Origin of the sequence: Phenylobacterium sp. (genome assembly GCF_030646615.1) — a bacterium.
Taxonomy (GTDB): domain Bacteria; phylum Pseudomonadota; class Alphaproteobacteria; order Caulobacterales; family Caulobacteraceae; genus Phenylobacterium.
This window is the reverse complement of sequence record NZ_JAUSLG010000067.1, coordinates 1-18,249: the sequence shown is the minus strand read 5'-3', so window position 1 is coordinate 18,249 and position 18,249 is coordinate 1. Positions and strand designations below refer to the sequence as shown.

Here is an 18,249-nt window from a genome sequence, read left to right as displayed (position 1 = left end):
CCTGGGGCCGGTTGACATCGCCCCATGCCCAAGCCCACCTTTCGCGCCTTTGTGTTCCGGGCTTTCCGCCCGCGTAGCCGTCAGTCAAAGCCCCACAAATGAACGTCGTCGTCGTCGAGAGCCCGGCCAAGGCCAAGACCATCAACAAGTACCTGGGCAGCGACTATGTCGTGTTGGCCTCGTACGGCCATGTGCGCGACCTGCCGCCCAAGGATGGCTCCGTCCGGCCGGACGAGGACTTCGCCATGAGCTGGGACGTGGACGCCAAGTCCGCCAAGCGGCTGAACGACATCGCCGAGGCGATGAAGGGGGCCGACCGCCTGATCCTGGCCACCGACCCCGACCGGGAGGGCGAAGCCATCTCGTGGCACGTCCTGGAGGTCCTTCAGAAGAAGAAGGTCATCAAGGGCGCCCAGGTCCAGCGGGTGGTGTTCAACGCCATCACCAAGTCCGCCGTCACCGAGGCCATGAAGGCCCCCCGCGACATCGACATGGAGCTGGTCGAGGCCTATCTCGCCCGCCGCGCCCTGGACTATCTGGTGGGCTTCACCCTCTCGCCAGTGCTGTGGCGCAAGCTGCCGGGGTCGCGCTCGGCCGGCCGGGTGCAGTCGGTGGCCCTGCGTCTGATCGTCGACCGCGAACTCGAGATCGAGCGGTTCAAGACCCAGGAATACTGGACTGTCGACGCCGATGTGTCGGCTGGCGGCGATCCCTTCGTCGCCCGCCTGGTCAAGCACCAGGCCAAGCGCCTGACCAAGTTCGACCTGGGCGACGCGGCCGCCGCCGAGGCCGCCAAGGCCGCCGTCCAGGCCGCCAGCTTCACCATCGCCTCGGTGGAGAAGAAGCCGGCAAAGCGTTCCCCGGCCCCGCCCTTCACCACCTCAACCCTGCAGCAGGAGGCCTCCCGCAAGCTCGGCTTCTCGGCCCAGCGCACCATGCAGGCGGCCCAGAAGCTCTATGAGGGCGTCGATATCGGCGGCGAGACCGTCGGCCTGATCACCTATATGCGGACCGATGGCGTGCAGGCCGCGCCCGAAGCCCTGGACGAGGCCCGCATGGTGATCGGCGGCGTCTACGGCAAAGAATATGTGCCCGAGCAGGCGCGCATCTATCGCACCAAGGCCAAGAACGCCCAGGAGGCCCACGAGGCGATCCGGCCCACCAGCCTGGCCCGCAATCCAGGCTCCCTGCGCCTGGATGGGGATCTCGGCCGGCTCTACGAGCTGATCTGGAAGCGGATGATCGCCTCGCAGATGGAGAGCGCCCGCATCGAGCGGACCACCATTGAGCTGGAGAGCGCCGATGGCCAGACCGGCCTGCGGGCCACCGGCCAGGTGATCCTGTTCGACGGCTATCTGGCGGTCTACGAGGAAGGGCGCGATGACGCCGACGACGAGGAGTCCGGCCGCCTGCCCCAGGTGACCCAGGGGGCCGCGGCCAAGGTCGCCGCCGCCCGGGCCGCCCAGCACTTCACCGAGCCGCCGCCGCGCTATTCCGAAGCCAGCCTGGTCAAGAAGATGGAGGAGCTCGGCATCGGCCGGCCCTCGACCTATGCCTCGGTGCTGACCGTGCTGCGCGACCGCGACTATGTGAAGATGGACAAGAACCGGTTCGTGCCCGAGGACAAGGGCCGGCTGGTCACCGCCTTCCTCGAGCAGTTCTTCCGCCGCTATGTGGAGTACGACTTCACCGCCGCCCTGGAGGAGAAGCTCGACCTGGTCTCGGCCGGCGAACTGGACTGGAAGGTGCTGCTGCGGGAGTTCTGGCAGGACTTCCACGCCGCGGTCGGCGAGATTTCCGAACTGCGCGTGACCAACGTGCTGGACGCCCTGAACGACGCGCTCGGCCCCCACATCTTTCCCGACAAGGGCGATGGCGCCGATCCCCGCGCCTGCCCGACCTGCGGTACGGGGCGCCTGTCGCTGAAGACCGGCAAGTTCGGCGCCTTCATCGGCTGCTCCAACTATCCCGAATGCCGGTTCACCCGGCCCATCGCCCAGACCGAGGGCGACGAAACCGACGCCGCCAATGGCGACCGCGAGCTGGGGACCGATCCGGACACCGGACTGATCGTCTATCTGAAGAGCGGCCGGTTCGGCCCCTATGTGCAACTGGGCGAAGGCGACAAACCCAAACGCTCCAGCCTGCCCAAGACCTGGTCGCCAGCGGCCATGGACCTGGAAAAGGGCCTGCGCCTGCTGCGCCTGCCCCGCGAGGTCGGCGCCCACCCCGAGGACGGCCAGATGATCCTGGCGGGCCTCGGCCGCTATGGCCCCTTCGTCCAGCACAACGGCGCCTATGCCAATCTGGAGAGCATCGACGAGGTGTTCGAGGTTGGGCTCAACCGCGCCGTGGCGCTGATCGCCGAGAAGAAGGCGGGCGGCAAGGGCCGCCGGGGCGAGGCGACGGCCCTGAAGGAGCTGGGCGCCCACCCGGCCGACGGCCAGCCCGTGCGGGTGCTGTCGGGGCGCTATGGCCCCTATATCAAGCACGGCGCCACCAACGCCAATGTCCCCCGCGGGGCTGATCCGCAGGACGTCACCCTGGAACAGGCGGTCGCCCTGCTGGCCGAACGGGAGGCCAAGGGCGGGGCTAAGAAGAAGCCGGTGAAGAAGGCGGCGGCCAAGCCCAAGGCGGAGAAGGCCGACAAGGCGCCGGCGGCGAAGAAGGCGGCGGCTCCCAAGGCTGCGGCCCCCAAGACTGCTGCGAAGAAGCCGGCGGCCAAGAAGCCCGCGGCCAAGAAGGCGCCCGCCAAGAAGACGGCGGCCAGCTAGGGGCCATGGATCTGCCGGTCCGCGATTTCTCGGCCTCGGGCTACCGGTCGCTGCAGAAGATCACCTATCCGATGTCGCGGCTCGACGTGTTCGTGGGCGCCAACGGGGTCGGCAAGTCCAATCTCTACCGGGCCCTGGACCTGCTGCAGGCCGCCGCCCAGAACCAGCTCGGCGCGCGGCTGGCCGCCGAGGGGCTCGACCTCGCCATGTGGGCCGGCGCGCGAAAGGCCCGCGACCCGGCGCGGATTGCCCTGTCGGTCACCCTGGCGGCGCCTGGCGCCCGCGACAGCGCCTTTCGCTACGAGGTGGAGGTCGGCTTCCCGCAGAGGGTGACCGCCGCGGCCTTCGACCTGGAGCCCCAGGTCAAGCTGGAAACCCTGACCTATCTGTCTGGCCAGCGCCGCTCGCGCCTGGTGGAGCGCCGCAACGCTTCGGTGATGGCGAGAGACGCCGAGGGCCGGCCGGCCGAGGTCGACATCGACCTGCTCTCCTCCGAAACCCTGCTGGGGCGACTGGAGGATCCTGGCCGCTATCCGGAACTCGACGCCGTGCGGCGAACCCTGCTGGAATGGCGGTTCTATCACGATGTCCGCACCGACGCGGGCTCCCCCCTTCGCCGTCCCTGCGTAGCCGTGGCCGCCCCGACGCTGGCCTCGGACGGGTCCAACCTGGCGGCGGTCTTCGCCACCCTGGCCCATGTCCGGCAGGATCGGCTCGACCTGGACGAGGCGGTGGCCAGCGCCTTTCCTGGCGCGGTGCTCAGCCTCCCCTTTCCGGAACGGACCGCCACCTTCGGCCTGCGCCTGCCGGAGTTCGAAGGCCGGGTGTTCGAGCCGGCCGAACTCTCGGACGGCACCCTTCGCTTTCTCGCCCTGGCCGGCGCCCTACTGGCCTACCGCCTGCCGCCCTTCATCGCGCTCAACGAGCCCGAGGCCAGCCTGCATCCCGACCTGATGGAGCCCCTGGCCGGTCTGATCGCCAAGGCGGCCGAGCGCTCACAGGTCTGGCTGGTCACCCACTCCGAACGTCTGGCCGCGGCCCTGGCCGACCACGGGGCGGTGCGCACCGTGCGTAAGGTCGATGGGGCCACGACCATCGAGGGCCTGACCCTGTTCGGCGCCTTCCGCGACGAGGACGACTGAAGCGCACGGGCGATTCCCGCGTTACAAGGCGCCATGGCCAAAACTCGCAAGCCCAAGTCCGAACGCTTCGCCGCCGCCCGCCCCGCGGGCCTGCCCGACCGCGAAACCCTGCTGCGCCACATCCGCGAGACCGGCGAGACCGACCGCTCCGAACTGGCCCGGACCTTCGGCCTGAAGGGCGCCGACCGCCGGGCCCTGCGCGAGATGCTGGGCGAACTGCAGGCTGACGGGACCTTGAGCCGCCGGGGCCGCAAGGGCGTGGCCGAGACCGGATCCCTGCCCCCCGTGGGCGTCGTCGATGTGGTCGAGCGTGACACCGACGGCGACCTGCTGGTGCGCCTGACCAAGGGGGCGGAGGATACGCCGCTGGTTCACCTGGCGCCCGACAAGGCCGAGGCGGTGGCCGGCGCCCCGGGCCTGGGCGACCGGCTGCTGGTCCGCTTCGTCACCCTGGAGACCGGCGAGACCGAGGCCCGGCTGATCAAGCGCCTGGGCCAGAGCGCCCACCGGGTGCTGGGCGTGGTGCGCAAGCATCACCGCGAGGTCCGCATCGAGCCGGTGGACCGCAAGTCCAAGGAAACCCTGATCGTCTTCGACGACGGCCAGCTGAAGGACGGCGACCTGGTCCTGGCCCAGGTGGGGACCGCCGAACGCCACCACGGTCCCAAGCGCGGCAAGGTGCTGGAGGTGGTCGGCCGCGAGGACGAACCCCGGGCCGCCAGCCTGATCGCCATCCACAGCCACGGCATCCCCACAGGCTTTTCCGATGAGGCCGAGGCTGACGCCGAAGCGGCCAGGCCGCCGGAACTGGCCGGCCGGGAGGATCTGCGCGACCTGCCGCTGATCACCATCGATCCCGCCGACGCCCGCGACCACGACGATGCGGTCTTCGCCCAGGCCGACGAGGACCCGCGCAATCCCGGCGGCTGGATCGTCTGGGTCGCCATCGCCGATGTGGCCGCCTATGTCCGCCCCGGCGGCGCGCTGGACCGGGAGGCCCGGGACAAGGCCAACAGCGTCTACTTCCCCGACCGGGTGGAACCCATGCTGCCCGAGCGGCTCTCCAACGGCCTCTGCTCCCTGCGGGAGGGCGAGAACCGCGCCTGCATGGCCGTGCGCATGGTGTTCGACAGCCAGGGCCGCAAGCGCAGCCACAAGTTCGTCCGCGGCCTGATGCGCTCGGCCGCCAAGCTGGCCTACGAACAGGCCCAGGACGCCATCGACGGCCGCCCCGACGACAAGGCCGGCCCGCTGCTGGAGCCGATCCTCAAGCCCCTCTGGGCGGCCTATCTGACCATGAAGAAGGGCCGCGAGGCCCGCTCGCCGCTGGCCATCGAAAGCTCTGAGCGCCGGATCATCATCGGCGAGGACGGCAAGGTCGCCTCGATCACGCCCCGCCCGTCCCTCGAAGCCCACAAGCTGATCGAGGAGATGATGATCCAGGCCAATGTCTGCGCCGCCGAGACCCTGGAGGCCAAGCGGACCCCGCTGATCTACCGGATCCATGATGCCCCGAGCCCCGAGAAGCTGGACTCCCTTGCCGAATTCCTGGGCTCGATCCAGGTGAACTGGTCCAAGGGCGAGGCCGCCCGCACCGACCGCTTCAACCGGCTGCTGGACCTGACGCGGGAGGGGCCGAATGCGGAGATCGTCAATGAGGTGGTCCTGCGCACCCAGATGCAGGCCCACTATTCCACCGACAATATCGGCCATTTCGGCCTGAACCTGGACCGCTACGCCCACTTCACCTCGCCGATCCGCCGCTATGCCGACCTGATCGTCCACCGGGGGCTTATCTCGGCCCTGGGCCTGAACCTGCCCGGCGGTCCCGATGGCCTGAGCGACTGGGACATCTCCCACATGAAGGGCACCGCCGAGGAGATCACCTACGCCGAACGCCGCGCCATGGCCGCCGAGCGTGACGCCACCGACCGCTATGTGGCCGCCTTCCTGGCCGATCGGGTCGGCGCGACCTTCTTGGGCCGGATCACCGGCGTCACCCGGTTTGGCCTGTTCGTCCGCCTGGCCGAGACAGGCGCCGACGGCCTGATCCCGATCTCCAATCTGGGCGATGAATTCTTCATCCACGACGAGAAGATGCACGCCCTGATCGGCGAACGCTCCGGCACCCGCTGGCCGCTGGGCATGAGCGTCGAGGTGCGCCTGCGCGAGGCCACCCCGATCACCGGCGGCCTGCTGTTCGAGATGCTGAGCGAGCCGGCCGCCCCCGACCCCACCGCCCCGCGGCCGCGCCTGGGCATCCGCCGCAAGGCCGGCCGCCCGCCCCTGCCCCGCCAGGGCGGCAAGCACCGACGGCGGTAGGGGGCGGTTGCGCGCTCATCGCCAAGCTGACGTAGGTTTTCGCTAGGCGCCAATTGCGGACTCTAACTCCGCGGCGGAAAACAGGCCTCGAGGTGCCGCCTGCGAAACGGTGTGCGAGTCCCACCACCGTGGCTGCATTTCGCCGCTATCGGCTCCTCTCGCCGGTGCTGGACAGGTGGTCGAAGAGGCGTGCGGTTAGGGCCGGCTTCGCCGCATCCGTCGCGCAGGCCGCAAGGGGCGCCAGCACGGCGATCTGCGCCTCTTCCCTGAACCCCGCGTTGTCGGAGTCCCCGCACGCCCAATCGTAGAGGGCGCCGAGATAGGCGCTGTAGATCGCGCGCCCCAGCCGCACCGGATCGACAGCAGGGGAGACCTGGTTGGCGGTCTGGGCTTCGGCGACCGCCTGGATAACGATCTGGACCACATCGCGACCCAGGTGCGTTCCCTGGAACAACATCCGCGGCACGCGCGCCAAGAGCTGTCGATAGAGGCGCGCGTCGGCGATGTAGAGGTCAGCCGAGATGCGCGCGGCTTCGAGCGCGAATTCGACCCCTGTGGCGGAGGTGTCCTCCAGCACGGCGTCCAGTTGCTCCAGCGCCTGCTGGATCACCGCAAAGCAAATGGCGTCCAGGCCCCCGATGAGGTTGTACACCGTCTGCGGCGACACCTCGGCCGCGGCGGCGATTTCGGCCAACGCGACGTTCTCGAACCCTCGCTCGCGCCAGAGCTTGGTAGCGGCGGCGACAATCTCAGCATGCCGGCGGACTTTTCCCCGGTCGCGCAGGCTTAGGCTTGATGTCACGGCATTTTGCATATTTGGAATATAGTCTATTTTTAGAATCCAATCCATAATGGCACCTTAGACAGGCGCCCGGACCGAACGCCGCGCCGGAACGAAAGCGGCGCTATCTCTGCTTGGTCCGCCCGGAGGCCACATGATCGATCTGCGCAGCGATCTTCTCGGCCCACGACCGCCCGGCGTCGCGGCTGCGGTGCGGGCCGCCGCGGCGCGGGCCCCGGCAATGGAGTACGGCGAGGACCCGGACGAGCGCGCGCTGATGGACGAACTCCAGGCGGAACTCGGCGTGGAGGCTGTGGTGTTCGTTCCCACCTGCACCATGGCCAACCAGATCGCCATTCGCCTGCACCTGCCGCAGGGCGGCCAACTGGCCTCCGCCGCTCGGGCCCATGTGGTGACAGTCGAGGCGCGGGCCACAGCTCTGACCGGAGCCGCCCCGGGCGTGTTGCCGGACAACAACGGTCATCTTTCCCCTTCGACGGTGTCTGCCTTCCTGGCGCGCCTTGAACCCGGCGATGCGGCGCTGGTGTGGCTGGAGAACACGCACATGCTGTCTGGCGGCTCGGTCATGCCTCGAAGGTGGCAGCCCGAAATCGGGGCCATTTGTCGAGCTGCCGGCGTCGCCGTGCATCTCGACGGCTCGCGCCTGTGGAACGCCGCCGTCGCGCAGGATGCGCCTATGTCCAGACTGATCGCCGGCTGCGACACGGCGGCCATCAGCTTGAACAAGGCGATCGGCGCGCCCCTCGGCTCGGTGCTCTGCGGATCCCGGTCGGCGGTCGACGAGGCCGTACGCTGGCGCGACGCCCTCGGCGGCGGGTGGCGCCCGCTGGGCGGCGTCGCGGCCGCGGCGCGCGCGGCGGTCAAGGGCTGGCGCGATCGGCTCGCAACGGACGCGGCCATGGCTCGCGCCCTCGCAGAGGCGCTCAACGCCCGGCTTGGCGAGGCAACGGTCCAGACGCCAGAGACCAATCTGATCTTCCTGGACCGGCCCCGCGGCGATGCGGTCGCCTTCGTCGAGACGCTCGCCCATCACGGGGTTCGAACCATCGCGCTCGGCCGGACTCGGATTCGATTGGCGCTTCACGGCGGCGTTCGCGAGGGTGAGGTTGCGGCGATCGCCGCAGCGGTTGAGGCGGCCGCGGCCGGCGACGGCCAAGCCAGTTGAACTACAGCCGCCATCAATCCGGCGCCGACTTCCACAGGCCTCAGGCGTCGACCACGAGTTCAACTCCTGCCAGGAGCCACTAGGCGCCAGAAGCTGTCATGGGTTTCGAGCCACATTGCGGGCATTGCTTAGCGTAGGGGTGAGTGTCCGTTCCCAGCAGACCGACAGCGGGCGACACCAGACCCTCGCAGATGCACAGCCGAAACACGCCAGAGCCAACCCGCGCGCCTTGCTACCACGTGTCGCCGGCCAACAGTGACGTAGGGCCGGCGTCAACGCTGAAGGATCGGCCATGGAACTGAAGGACAAGACTCTCATCATTACGGGCGCGAGTAGCGGGATCGGCGAGGCCGCCGCCGGCTTGTTCGCCGCCGAAGGCGCCCAATTGGTGTTGGGGGCGCGCCGCAAAGACAATCTCGAAGCGATCGTTGATCGCATCGCGGCTGCAGGCGGGCGCGCCGTCTGCCTGGCCGGCGACGTGCGAGAGGAAGGTTATGCGCAGGCCCTTGTAGATATGGCGCTGGACCGTTTCGGCTCACTGTCCGGGGCATTCAACAATGCCGGAATGGTTGGGACAATGGCGCCGGCGGGCGAGATGGAGTTCGACAACTGGCATGACGTGATCGCCACCAATCTGACCAGCGCGTTTCTGGCGGCGAAGGCGCAGATCCCGGTGCTGGCCGCGCGCGGGGGCGGCTCAATCGTCTTCACTTCCTCCTTCGTGGGTTTCAGTAACGCCGGCCTGCCAGGCATGTCTGCATACGCCGCCTCTAAGGCGGGTCTGATCGGTCTGACCCAGTCGTTGGCCGCCGACCACGCGGCCTCAAACGTGCGCGTGAACGCCCTGCTTCCTGGCGGGACAGTCACGTCGATGGGCGGCGAAGGAGATGCCGACACGCTTGCTTTCGTCGCCGGTCTGCACCCGATGAAGCGCATGGCCGCCGCTGTCGAGATCGCACAAGCTGCCCTGTTTTTGCTGGGAAATCGCTCGTCCTTCATGACGGGAAGCCCGATGCTGGTGGATGGCGGGGTTTCGGTGCGTCTGAACTGATCGAGGCTTAGGCGGGCGGCAGAGCCGGTCGCGGAGCTGCCGCCACTATCCCGCCTTCGTCGGCCGCCTGGCGGCGCTAGGGCGAGCGCTCTATGGCGAAGGCTGTCGCCCAGGAGCGGACTCAATAGAGGTCGCCTACGAGAGAGGTCTCCAATGAGCCCATTAGAGACGCACGCGATATGGGCGCCCGTCCTCGTCACCTCGTAGGCCCTTCCCCAACGTCACGCTTCCTCTGCGTCCCGGGGCGGTCATACAGTTGTTTCATGACCGACGCAGAGATTCCCCGCCGCCCCGAGGGCGGTCGCATGCGCCCCGAGGGCGCCCGAGCCGTGAAGCCGCGGGATGCGGCGACCATCATCCTGGTCCGCCGGGATGCGGCCAAGCCGCGGGTCCTGATGGGCAAGCGCAACAGCGGCCATGACTTCATGCCCAATCTCTGGGTCTTCCCCGGCGGGCGGATCGATCGGGCCGACTTCCGCGCCCCCCACGCCACCGACCTGCGGCCCGAGGTGGCGGCCAAGTTCGACCGCCATATCAAGCTGCGCCGCGGCCAGGCCCTGGCCCTGGCGGCCATCCGCGAGACCTTCGAGGAGGCCGGCCTGCTGCTGGCCAAGAAGGCCCCGCCACGGCCCGGGGTCGGCCCCTGGCGGGAGTTCCTGGCCCAGGGCGCCCTGGCCGACCTCGAGGCCATGGAGATCATCGCGCGGGCCGTCACCCCGCCCATGCTGGCCAAGCGGTTCGACACCTGGTTCCTGATGGCCGACGCCGAGCGGCTGATCAGCCTGGACCGACAGCCCGACTGTGGGGAGCTGGAGGAGATCGCCTGGGTCGATTTCGACGACGCGCTGGGCCTGGAGCTGCCCATGGTCACCCGCACCATGATCAAGGAGGCGGTGCTGCGCCTGGATGATCCGGAGCGACCCTCCCCCTATATGCGTTTCGGTGTGAAGGGCCATAAGGTCGCCCACCTCTGACACCCGCACTGGAGTTCGCATGTCCGATCGGCCCAAGGTCGCCGTTATCGTCGGCAGTTTCCGCCGCCATTCCGTGAACCGGCGCCTGGCCGAGGCGATTGCGAAGACCACGGCGTCGAAACTCGACCTGCAGATCCTCGACTATGGCGACGTGCCCCTGTTCAACCAGGATCACGAGGCCGATCCGCCGGCCGCCGTCGTGGCGTTCAAGGACGCGATCAAGACCGCCGACGCCGTGCTGTTCGTGACGCCGGAATACAACCGCTCCATGCCCGGCGTGCTGAAGAACGCCATCGACTGGGCCTCGCGGCCTCCGGGCCAGGGGGTGTGGTCGGGCAAGCCCGCCGCCATCGCCGGCGCCAGCCCCGGCGCGCTGGGCACCGGCGCGGCCCAGGTGGATCTGCGCAACGTGCTGACGGCCATCAACGTGGCGGTGATGGGCATGCCGCAGATTTACTTCGTCCATAAGGACGAGCACTTCACCGAGGACGGCGGCTTCGCCGATCCCAAGTTCCAGGCCTTCATCGAGGGCTGGGGCGACAAGTTCGCGGCCTGGATCGCGAAGATGAACGGCTAAGGTCATGGCCCTCTCCGTCGATCGCATCGAGGCCGCCGGCCCGCGCAATGTGCTGGGTCCCCGCCACCAGAACCGCCTGATCATCGCGCCGCAGGCGCATGGCCCCTACAGCCCCTTCCTGTTCCTGGCCGAGGACTGGTTCGCTCCGCCCGCCGGCTTCCCTACCCACCCCCACCGGGGGATGGAGACGGTGACCTTCATCCTCGAAGGCCAGATGATCCACGAGGACCACACCGGCGCCCACGGGGAGCTGGAGGCCGGCGACGTCCAGTTCATGACCGCCGGCGGCGGGGTGATGCATTCGGAGATGCCGGGGCCCGGCGGCGTCCATTCCCTGCAGCTCTGGCTGAACCTGCCGGCCGCCCGGAAGATGAGCCCCGCCCGCTACAGCGACCAGCGGGCCGCCGAGGCCGCCCGGATCACCGGCGAGGGCTATGAGGCGCGGCTCTACGCCGGACGTCTGGGCGAGGCCGAGCGGCCCCACGGCAGCCTCTGGCCGCTGGCCCTGATGGATCTGCGCCTGGACGCCGGCGCGACCCTCGACCTGCCCATGGCGAAGGGCTGGCGGGGCTTTGTCCTGGTCCTGGAGGGCGAGGCCAAGGTCGGCGGCGCCCAGACCGTCGTCCGCGCCGACCAGCACGCCTGGGCCCACGCCCGCGAGGCCGACGACATCCTGGCGCTCAGCGCCACGACGCCGGTCCGCGCCCTCTTCTACGCCGCCCCGGTCATCGACGAGCCCGTGGTCGCCCACGGCCCCTTCGTGATGAACACGGTGGACGAGATTCGCCAGGCCTTCGCCGACTACCAGAGCGGCCGGCTGACTACGGCGGGCGGCTAGATTAAGCCCATCGGCCTCCCCGCATTGACTTTGGTCTGCGGATTCGTATTGTCCGCGGCTCATTCGAAATGACTGCCGGGGAAGCGCGCTTGCCCGGCCCCGCGAGGACCGACCATGGCGAAGCCAGCTTCCATCAAGATCCGCCTGAACTCCTCGGCGGACACCGGCTTTTTCTACGTGACCAAGAAGAACGCCCGCACCAAGACCGACAAGCTGGTCATGAAGAAGTACGATCCCGTCGTGCGCAAGCACGTGGAATTCCGCGAAGGCAAGATCAAGTAGGATCGCTTCGCCCACGCGAACAAGGAAACGCCCGGCTGGATCAGCCGGGCGTTTTGCGTTTCGTCCCTAGAATTTTCCCAAGATCGTTTTACGCCGCCCGGGATATGACCTTGTTACGGCCGGAGGACTTGGCCTCATAGAGCCCCTCGTCCGCCCGCTTGAGCAGGGCGTCGGGGGTGTCGTCGGGTCCCAGGGTCGCGGCGACGCCGATGGAGATGGTGGCGGTCAAGAGCTCGGTCCCGTGGGCTACCCGGAAGGGCGAACCGGCCACGTGCAGGCGGATGCGCTCGGCGATTCGCTCGGCGTCCTCGATGCGGGTGCCGGGCATGACCACCACAAACTCCTCGCCCCCATGGCGGCAGGGCAGATCGACGGCCCGCACATTGGAGGCCAGGCGCACGGCGAATTCCCGCAGCACCTCGTCGCCCACATCGTGGCCGTAACCGTCATTGATCTTCTTGAAATGGTCGATGTCGATCAGCAGGGCCGCCACCGGCTCGCCCCCATGGGCGGCGCGTTTGACCAGGGCGTCGAGCTGGCCGGTCATGTAGCGGCGATTGTGCAGGCCGGTGAGCTGGTCGGTGACCGCCAGTTCCAGGGAGTGGTCGAGATTGTCCCGCAGATAATCGGTGTAGCGCTTGCGGCGGATCTGGGTCCGCGCCCGGGCTGACAGCTCCTGGGGGTCGATGGGCTTGGCCAGCAGGTCGTTGACCCCGATCTCCAGGGCCTTCATCAGGCGGGGCCGCTCGTCGAAATCGACAACAGCCAGGATCGGCAGGTGGCGGGTCGCCTCGTCCGAGCGGACCTGGGCGCAGAAGCGCAGGCCGTCAAAGCTGCGGGCCGTGGCGTTGACAATGATCAGGTCCACCGGGCCCCGAGCCGACAACAGGGCCTTGTCGGGTTCGGACTCGATCACCGGGCGGTGTTCGATGGACAGCTCAGAGGCGATCCTCTGGGCCTGGCGCTCGTGGTCATCAACGATCAGCACCCGGCCGCCCGTGCCCCCCAGGCGAGATCCTGCGCCGGCGATCACGCCGATCCGCCGGCCCGAGGCCTCGCGCACCCGCAACTCGTCGATCACGGTCTTCAGGCGGGTCAGGCTGCGCACCCGGGCGAACAGCATGACGTCGTCGATGGGCTTGGTGAGGAATTCGTCGGCCCCGGCCTCGAGGCCGGCGATCCGGTCGGCGCGGCCGTCCAGGGCGGTGACCAGCACCACCGGCACGTGGCGGGTCTCAGGATCGTCCTTCAGCCGGCGGCAGACCTGGAACCCGTCCATGCCCGGCATCATCACGTCCAGCAGCACGATGTCGGGCTGTTCGGCCGCCGCCATGGCCAGGGCGGTCGGGCCGTCATAGGCCGTCAGAACCTCGTAATATTCGGCCGTGAGCTTGGCCTCGAGGAGACGGACATTGGCTTCGATATCGTCCACGACCAGGATGCGTGCGGTCATGGCGGGCTACCCCAGCAGGCGGCGAATGGTGTCGAGGAAGTGCGACACTGAAATGGGCTTGGAAATATAGGCCTCGCAGCCGCCTTCGCGAATGCGTTCTTCGTCGCCCTTCATGGCGAAGGCGGTGACGGCGACCACGGGGATATGGGCCAGCTCGTCGTCTTCCTTCAGCCATTTGGTGACCTCCAGGCCCGAGATTTCGGGGAGCTGGATGTCCATCAGAATGAGGTCGGGACGGTGCTCTCGGGCCAAAGAGAGGGCTTGCAGGCCTTCGCGGGTCTGCAGGGTCTCGTAGCCTTGCGCGTCGAGCAGGTCATGAAACAGCTTCATGTTCAGCTCGTTATCCTCGACGATGAGGACCTTCTTGGCCATGGTCGTCTCGACGATGCTCTTTTTCGGACGGCGAATCTTCCGCCGACCCCACCTTTGGCCCCTTTGATCCCACGAATATCCTTAAACTGGCGTTAGCCGCACGCGAGAGCCCCACGAGAGACCCAGTGGCCGACACACCGCCCCCTGCCGCTCAGCCCGACGCCGTCGCCGCCAGCTCGACCGCGGCGGCTGGCCCTGCAGCGCTGCTGCGCGCCCGGGCCCCGGACCTGGCGGGCCTGGGGCTGGACGCCGCCCGCCCGCTGGTGATCGTCGATGTGGACGAGGTGCTGGGCCACTTCATGGAGGGCTTCGGCGCCTTCCTGGCCGGGCGCGGGCTGGAGTTCCGCGTCGAGCGCTTCGCCTTGTTTCAAAACATCTATCACCCCGGCGCCACCGAGCATCTGCCGATCGAGGAGGGCCGTCAGCACTATGACGACTTCTTCCGCTATGGGGCCGGCGAGATGCGGGTTGCCGAGGGCGCGGCCGACGCCCTGCGCCGCCTGTCGGAGCAGGGCGGCGTGGTCATCCTGACCAATGCGCCGGGCCAGGGACGCCTGGCCCGGGCCCGCTGGCTGGGCCGCCATGGGCTGGACTATCCCCTGCTGCTCAATTCGGGGCCAAAGGGGCCGCTGGCTGCGGCCCTGGCGGAACAGGCCAGGGGACCGGCCGCCTTCATCGACGATCTCCTGCCCAATCTTGACTCCGTGGCCGACGCCGCCCCGGCCGTCGCCCGCTTCCAGCACGTGGCCGATCCCCGCCTGCGGCCGCTGGCCCCGAGTTCGCCCAGCCGCCACACCCGGATCGACGACTGGGACGCCCTGCGCATCGCCATCGCCGATTCGATCTCCTGAGCCCGCGCCGACCATCATGATCCGCATCGGCGTCGATTTCGGCGGCACCAAGATCGAGGCGGCCGCCCTGGACCGCGAGGGCGCCATCGTCGCGCGCCTGCGCGTCCCCAACCCGGGGGATTATCGCCTCGCCCTCGCCGCCGTCGCCGACCTGGTGGCGCAAGTCGAGCAGGCGGCCGGCGCCCGGGCCGACCAGGTTGGCGTCGGCATGCCCGGCTCGATCTCGCCGCGCACCGGGCTGATCCGCAACGCCAACTCCGTCTGGCTGAACGGCCAGCCTTTCGGCGCCGACCTGGAGGCCGCCCTGCGGCGCCCGGTGCGCCTGGCCAACGACGCCAACTGCCTGGCCCTGTCGGAGGCGGCCGACGGCGCCGGCGCCGGGGCCCGCGTGGTGTTCGCCGCTATCCTGGGCACCGGCTGCGGGGGCGGCGTCGTGGTCGACGGCGCTCTGGTGGAGGGCCGCAACGGCGTGGCCGGCGAGTGGGGTCACAGCCCCCTGCCCTGGGCTACGGCCGATGAGCGCCCCGGCCCGGCCTGCTGGTGCGGACGGCGGGGCTGCCTGGAGACCTGGATCTCCGGCCCGGCCTTCGAGGCCGATCATGGGGCCGGGCTGAAGGCGCCGGAGATCATCGCCCAGGCCAGCAGCGGAGACGCCGCGGCCCAGGCGGCGCTAGCCCGCTATGTCGACCGCCTGGGCCGCGCCCTGGCGGTGGTGGTCGACCTGATCGATCCCGATGTCATCGTCCTGGGGGGCGGCATGTCCAATGTCGCCGAGCTCTATGAGCGGCTGCCGGCCGCGCTGGCGCCTCACGTCTTCGCCGATGGCGTCGACACCCCCATCCGCCCGGCCATCCATGGGGATTCCTCCGGCGTGCGCGGCGCGGCCTGGCTGTGGCCGCGCTCAACCCCATGAAGGCGCTCTGCCGCGACTGCCTTTGGACCGGGCCCGCTCCCGGAGCGAGACGCTGCCCGTCCTGCGGCTCGCCGCGCCTGGTGGCCCATGGGGAGCTGATGGACCTCTCCATGGCCCATCTGGACTGCGACGCCTTCTACGCCTCGGTAGAAAAGCGGGACCGGCCGGAGCTGCGCGACAGGCCGGTGATCGTCGGCGGCGGGGTGCGCGGGGTGGTGACCACCTGCTGCTACATGGCCAGGGTCTATGGGGTGCGCTCGGCCATGCCGATGTTCAAGGCCCTGGCCGCCTGCCCCCAGGCGGTGGTGATCAAGCCGGACTTCACCAAGTACCGCACCGAGAGCCGCATCATCATGGGGTTGATGGCCGAGCTGACGCCCCTGGTGCAGCCCCTGTCCCTGGACGAGGCCTGGATGGACCTGTCGGGCACCGAGCGCCTGCACGGGGCGCCGCCGGCCGTGACCCTGGCCCGGCTGCAGGGGCGGATTGAAGCCGCGACGGGCCTCACCGTCTCCATCGGCCTGGCGCCCAACAAGTTCCTGGCCAAGATCGCCTCCGACCTCGACAAGCCGAGGGGGTTCTCGGTGATCGGCGCCGCCGAGTCGGCCAGCTTCCTGGCGCCGCGCCCGGTCGGACTGCTGCCCGGGGTCGGGCCGGCCATGGTGAAGTCCCTGGAGGCCGCGGGCCTGCGCACCATCGGCGACATCGCCCGGGCCGAGCAAAAGGATCTCGCCCGCCGGTTCGGCGCCCACGGCCTGCGTCTGTACGACCTGGCCCATGGCCGCGACACCCGCCCCGTCGATCCCGACCAGACCCGCAAGGGAATCAGCGCCGAGACCACTTTCAACACCGACCTCGCCGACTACGACGCCCTGGAAGACCGCCTGGCGCCCCTGTGCGAGCGGGTCGCGCGCCAGGCGCGGGCGGCGGGCGTATCCGGCCGCGTGGTGACGCTGAAGCTCAAGACGCCGGACTTCCGCCTCCTGACCCGGCGCAAGGCGCTGGCCGTGCCGACTCAGACCGCCCGCACCCTCTTCGCCGCCGGCCGCGAGCTGTTGCGCCGCGAGGCCGATGGTCGCAGCTTCCGCCTGATCGGCATCGGCATGGCCGAGCTCGGTCCAGCCGGCGCGGGCGAGGCTGACTTCTTCGGTGAGGGCGAGGAAAAGGCCCTGACCGAGGAACGCACCGCCGACGCCATAAGGGCGCGCTTCGGTCCGGAGGCGATCACCTCGGGTCGGGCGCTGCGCTCAAAACCCAGGGTTCAAGATTGAGTGATGATCGGTTAAGCTCGCGCGACAGCGACAAAAAGATAAGCGTTGGCCGCTTGGTGTCGTCCTTCGACGATTTCAACCCTTTCAAACGCCATCCTTTTCCATATCTAATCCCTAAGCGGCGGGACCCAGACGCCCGCCAGGAGACGTTTTCGATGGCCGAGCGCAAGCAAGGTGATGTGTCGACGGGCGTCAAATCGGCGGTCATCACCCAGACCAAGCCGAAGACGCAGAAGCCGTCCATGTACCGCGTGCTGCTGCTGAACGACGACTACACCCCTATGGAGTTCGTCGTTTACGTTCTGGAGCAGTTCTTCAACAAGTCGCGCGAAGACGCGACGCGGATCATGCTGCACGTCCACCAGCACGGCGTGGGTGTTTGCGGTGTGTTCACCTACGAGGTGGCGGAAACTAAAGTCGCGCAGGTCGTTGATACCGCCAGACGGCATCAGCACCCGCTTCAATGCACCATGGAAAAGGATTGAGAGGCCCCCGATTGCCCTCGTTTTCGCGCCAACTCGAAGAATCTCTGCATCGCGCCGTCGCTTACGCCAATGAGCGAAAGCACGAGTATGCGACGCTGGAGCACCTGCTCCTGGCGCTGATCGACGACGAAGAAGCCGCCGCCGTGATGCGCGCCTGCGAAGTCGACCTCGGTTCCCTAAGGGGGACCCTCACGGGCTATGTGGACAATGAGCTCCGCTCGCTTGTGGTGGACGACGGCGAAGACGCCAAGCCCACGGCCGGTTTCCAGCGCGTCATCCAGCGCGCGGTCATTCACGTCCAGTCCTCCGGCCGCGAGGATGTCACCGGCGCCAATGTGCTGGTGGCCATCTTCTCCGAACGGGAGAGCCATGCCGCCTACTTCCTGCAAGAGCAGGACATGACGCGGTATGACGCGGTGAACTATATCGCCCACGGCATCGCCAAGAAGGCCGGGGCCACCGTCGAAGGCAAGCCCGCCAAGGGCGCCGAGGACGAGGAAAAGCCCTCGGTCAAGACCGGCGGAGAGGCCCTCGAGGCCTACTGCGTCGACCTGAACGAGAAGGCCAAGGAGGGCAAGGTCGATCCCCTGATCGGCCGCGCCGCCGAGGTCGAGCGCTGCATCCAGATCCTTTGCCGCCGGACCAAGAACAACCCGCTGCTGGTGGGGGACCCCGGGGTCGGCAAGACCGCCATCGCCGAAGGCCTGGCCCGCAAGATCGTCAACAAGCAGGTCCCTGCGGTCCTGGCCGAGGCCACCATCTTCTCCCTCGACATGGGGGCGCTGCTGGCCGGCACCCGCTATCGCGGCGACTTCGAAGAGCGGGTCAAGCAGGTCGTCAAGGAGCTGGAGAACCACCCCGACGCGATCCTGTTCATCGACGAGATCCACACGGTGATCGGCGCCGGCGCCACCAGCGGCGGGGCCATGGACGCCTCCAACCTGCTCAAGCCGGCCCTGGCCTCGGGCGCCCTGCGG

General features: G+C 68.7%; 17 protein-coding genes. 14 read left to right on the top strand and 3 right to left on the bottom strand.

Going from position 1 to position 18,249, the window contains the following annotated elements; genetic code table 11:
* Positions 1-98: 98 nt before the first annotated feature.
* The 3 genes from topA to rnr are packed head-to-tail and all read left to right on the top strand — an operon-like array spanning position 99 to position 6,238.
* Positions 99-2,774, top strand: coding sequence for a type I DNA topoisomerase (gene topA, locus Q7S93_RS11735; RefSeq protein WP_304714087.1), 2,676 nt, complete (start codon positions 99-101; stop codon positions 2,772-2,774).
* 5 nt (positions 2,775-2,779) lie between these two features.
* Positions 2,780-3,916 (top strand): AAA family ATPase, encoded by a 1,137-nt coding sequence (locus tag Q7S93_RS11730; RefSeq protein ID WP_304714086.1) that lies wholly within the window; start codon positions 2,780-2,782, stop codon positions 3,914-3,916.
* 33 nt (positions 3,917-3,949) lie between these two features.
* A complete protein-coding gene (gene rnr, locus Q7S93_RS11725; protein ID WP_304714085.1) occupies positions 3,950-6,238 on the top strand; it encodes a ribonuclease R in 2,289 nt (762 codons plus the stop codon).
* Positions 6,239-6,383: 145 nt separating this feature from the next.
* On the opposite strand, the gene Q7S93_RS11720 is transcribed toward rnr, so the two are convergent.
* Complete coding sequence (locus Q7S93_RS11720; protein WP_304714084.1) at positions 6,384-7,088, bottom strand: TetR/AcrR family transcriptional regulator; 705 nt, start codon at positions 7,086-7,088, stop codon at positions 6,384-6,386.
* Positions 7,089-7,173: 85 nt separating this feature from the next.
* Between Q7S93_RS11720 and Q7S93_RS11715 the strand changes: the two genes are divergently transcribed.
* The 6 genes from Q7S93_RS11715 (at position 7,174) to rpmG (ending at position 11,927) form a co-directional block, all read left to right on the top strand.
* Complete coding sequence (locus Q7S93_RS11715; RefSeq protein ID WP_304714083.1) at positions 7,174-8,205, top strand: threonine aldolase family protein; 1,032 nt, start codon at positions 7,174-7,176, stop codon at positions 8,203-8,205.
* 292 nt (positions 8,206-8,497) lie between these two features.
* Positions 8,498-9,256: an SDR family oxidoreductase gene (locus Q7S93_RS11710; RefSeq protein ID WP_304714082.1), complete on the top strand. Its 759-nt coding sequence runs from the start codon at positions 8,498-8,500 to the stop codon at positions 9,254-9,256.
* 263 nt (positions 9,257-9,519) lie between these two features.
* Positions 9,520-10,230, top strand: coding sequence for an NUDIX hydrolase (locus Q7S93_RS11705; protein ID WP_304714081.1), 711 nt, complete (start codon positions 9,520-9,522; stop codon positions 10,228-10,230).
* A 19-nt stretch (positions 10,231-10,249) separates the two neighbouring features.
* On the top strand, positions 10,250-10,807 hold the full coding sequence (locus Q7S93_RS11700; RefSeq protein WP_304714080.1) for an NADPH-dependent FMN reductase: 558 nt from the start codon (positions 10,250-10,252) through the stop codon (positions 10,805-10,807).
* Between the two features lie 4 nt (positions 10,808-10,811).
* Positions 10,812-11,645, top strand: coding sequence for a pirin family protein (locus Q7S93_RS11695; RefSeq protein ID WP_304714079.1), 834 nt, complete (start codon positions 10,812-10,814; stop codon positions 11,643-11,645).
* A 114-nt stretch (positions 11,646-11,759) separates the two neighbouring features.
* On the top strand, positions 11,760-11,927 hold the full coding sequence (gene rpmG / locus Q7S93_RS11690; RefSeq protein ID WP_111458827.1) for a 50S ribosomal protein L33: 168 nt from the start codon (positions 11,760-11,762) through the stop codon (positions 11,925-11,927).
* An 88-nt stretch (positions 11,928-12,015) separates the two neighbouring features.
* Here rpmG and Q7S93_RS11685 read toward each other — a convergent pair whose 3' ends face one another.
* Both Q7S93_RS11685 and Q7S93_RS11680 read right to left on the bottom strand, forming a co-directional pair.
* Entirely contained in the window at positions 12,016-13,380 is a 1,365-nt protein-coding gene (locus tag Q7S93_RS11685; protein WP_304714078.1) for a PleD family two-component system response regulator, read from the bottom strand.
* A 6-nt stretch (positions 13,381-13,386) separates the two neighbouring features.
* A complete protein-coding gene (locus tag Q7S93_RS11680; RefSeq protein WP_300577463.1) occupies positions 13,387-13,752 on the bottom strand; it encodes a response regulator in 366 nt (121 codons plus the stop codon).
* A gap of 125 nt (positions 13,753-13,877) precedes the next feature.
* Here Q7S93_RS11680 and Q7S93_RS11675 point away from each other — a divergent pair, with 125 nt between their 5' ends.
* The 5 genes from Q7S93_RS11675 to Q7S93_RS11655 form a co-directional block, all read left to right on the top strand.
* Positions 13,878-14,603, top strand: a complete 726-nt coding sequence (locus tag Q7S93_RS11675) for a hypothetical protein (RefSeq protein WP_370652145.1) — start codon at positions 13,878-13,880, stop codon at positions 14,601-14,603.
* A gap of 16 nt (positions 14,604-14,619) precedes the next feature.
* Entirely contained in the window at positions 14,620-15,516 is an 897-nt protein-coding gene (locus Q7S93_RS11670; protein ID WP_304714077.1) for an ROK family protein, read from the top strand.
* Complete coding sequence (locus Q7S93_RS11665; protein ID WP_304714104.1) at positions 15,513-16,787, top strand: DNA polymerase IV; 1,275 nt, start codon at positions 15,513-15,515, stop codon at positions 16,785-16,787. The genes Q7S93_RS11670 and Q7S93_RS11665 overlap by 4 nt, the downstream gene beginning before the upstream one ends.
* A 155-nt stretch (positions 16,788-16,942) precedes the next feature.
* Positions 16,943-17,272, top strand: coding sequence for an ATP-dependent Clp protease adapter ClpS (gene clpS, locus Q7S93_RS11660; RefSeq protein WP_293408934.1), 330 nt, complete (start codon positions 16,943-16,945; stop codon positions 17,270-17,272).
* A gap of 11 nt (positions 17,273-17,283) precedes the next feature.
* Positions 17,284-18,249 (top strand): AAA family ATPase (locus Q7S93_RS11655; RefSeq protein WP_304714076.1); only part of this gene is annotated, 966 nt, incomplete at its 3' end.

What these genes read in the sequence shown, in the direction of transcription:
- rpmG (WP_111458827.1), top strand. Translation starts at nt 11,760, where the DNA reads ATGGCGAAGCCAGCTTCCATCAAGATCCGCCTGAACTCCTCGGCGGAC.
- Q7S93_RS11685 (WP_304714078.1), bottom strand. Translation starts at nt 13,380, where the DNA reads ATGACCGCACGCATCCTGGTCGTGGACGATATCGAAGCCAATGTCCGT.
- Q7S93_RS11665 (WP_304714104.1), top strand. Translation starts at nt 15,513, where the DNA reads ATGAAGGCGCTCTGCCGCGACTGCCTTTGGACCGGGCCCGCTCCCGGA.
- Q7S93_RS11670 (WP_304714077.1), top strand. Translation starts at nt 14,620, where the DNA reads ATGATCCGCATCGGCGTCGATTTCGGCGGCACCAAGATCGAGGCGGCC.
- Q7S93_RS11680 (WP_300577463.1), bottom strand. Translation starts at nt 13,752, where the DNA reads ATGGCCAAGAAGGTCCTCATCGTCGAGGATAACGAGCTGAACATGAAG.
- Q7S93_RS11730 (WP_304714086.1), top strand. Translation starts at nt 2,780, where the DNA reads ATGGATCTGCCGGTCCGCGATTTCTCGGCCTCGGGCTACCGGTCGCTG.
- rnr (WP_304714085.1), top strand. Translation starts at nt 3,950, where the DNA reads ATGGCCAAAACTCGCAAGCCCAAGTCCGAACGCTTCGCCGCCGCCCGC.
- Q7S93_RS11715 (WP_304714083.1), top strand. Translation starts at nt 7,174, where the DNA reads ATGATCGATCTGCGCAGCGATCTTCTCGGCCCACGACCGCCCGGCGTC.
- Q7S93_RS11695 (WP_304714079.1), top strand. Translation starts at nt 10,812, where the DNA reads ATGGCCCTCTCCGTCGATCGCATCGAGGCCGCCGGCCCGCGCAATGTG.
- Q7S93_RS11700 (WP_304714080.1), top strand. Translation starts at nt 10,250, where the DNA reads ATGTCCGATCGGCCCAAGGTCGCCGTTATCGTCGGCAGTTTCCGCCGC.
- Q7S93_RS11710 (WP_304714082.1), top strand. Translation starts at nt 8,498, where the DNA reads ATGGAACTGAAGGACAAGACTCTCATCATTACGGGCGCGAGTAGCGGG.
- Q7S93_RS11720 (WP_304714084.1), bottom strand. Translation starts at nt 7,088, where the DNA reads ATGGATTGGATTCTAAAAATAGACTATATTCCAAATATGCAAAATGCC.
- Q7S93_RS11705 (WP_304714081.1), top strand. Translation starts at nt 9,520, where the DNA reads ATGACCGACGCAGAGATTCCCCGCCGCCCCGAGGGCGGTCGCATGCGC.
- clpS (WP_293408934.1), top strand. Translation starts at nt 16,943, where the DNA reads ATGGCCGAGCGCAAGCAAGGTGATGTGTCGACGGGCGTCAAATCGGCG.
- topA (WP_304714087.1), top strand. Translation starts at nt 99, where the DNA reads ATGAACGTCGTCGTCGTCGAGAGCCCGGCCAAGGCCAAGACCATCAAC.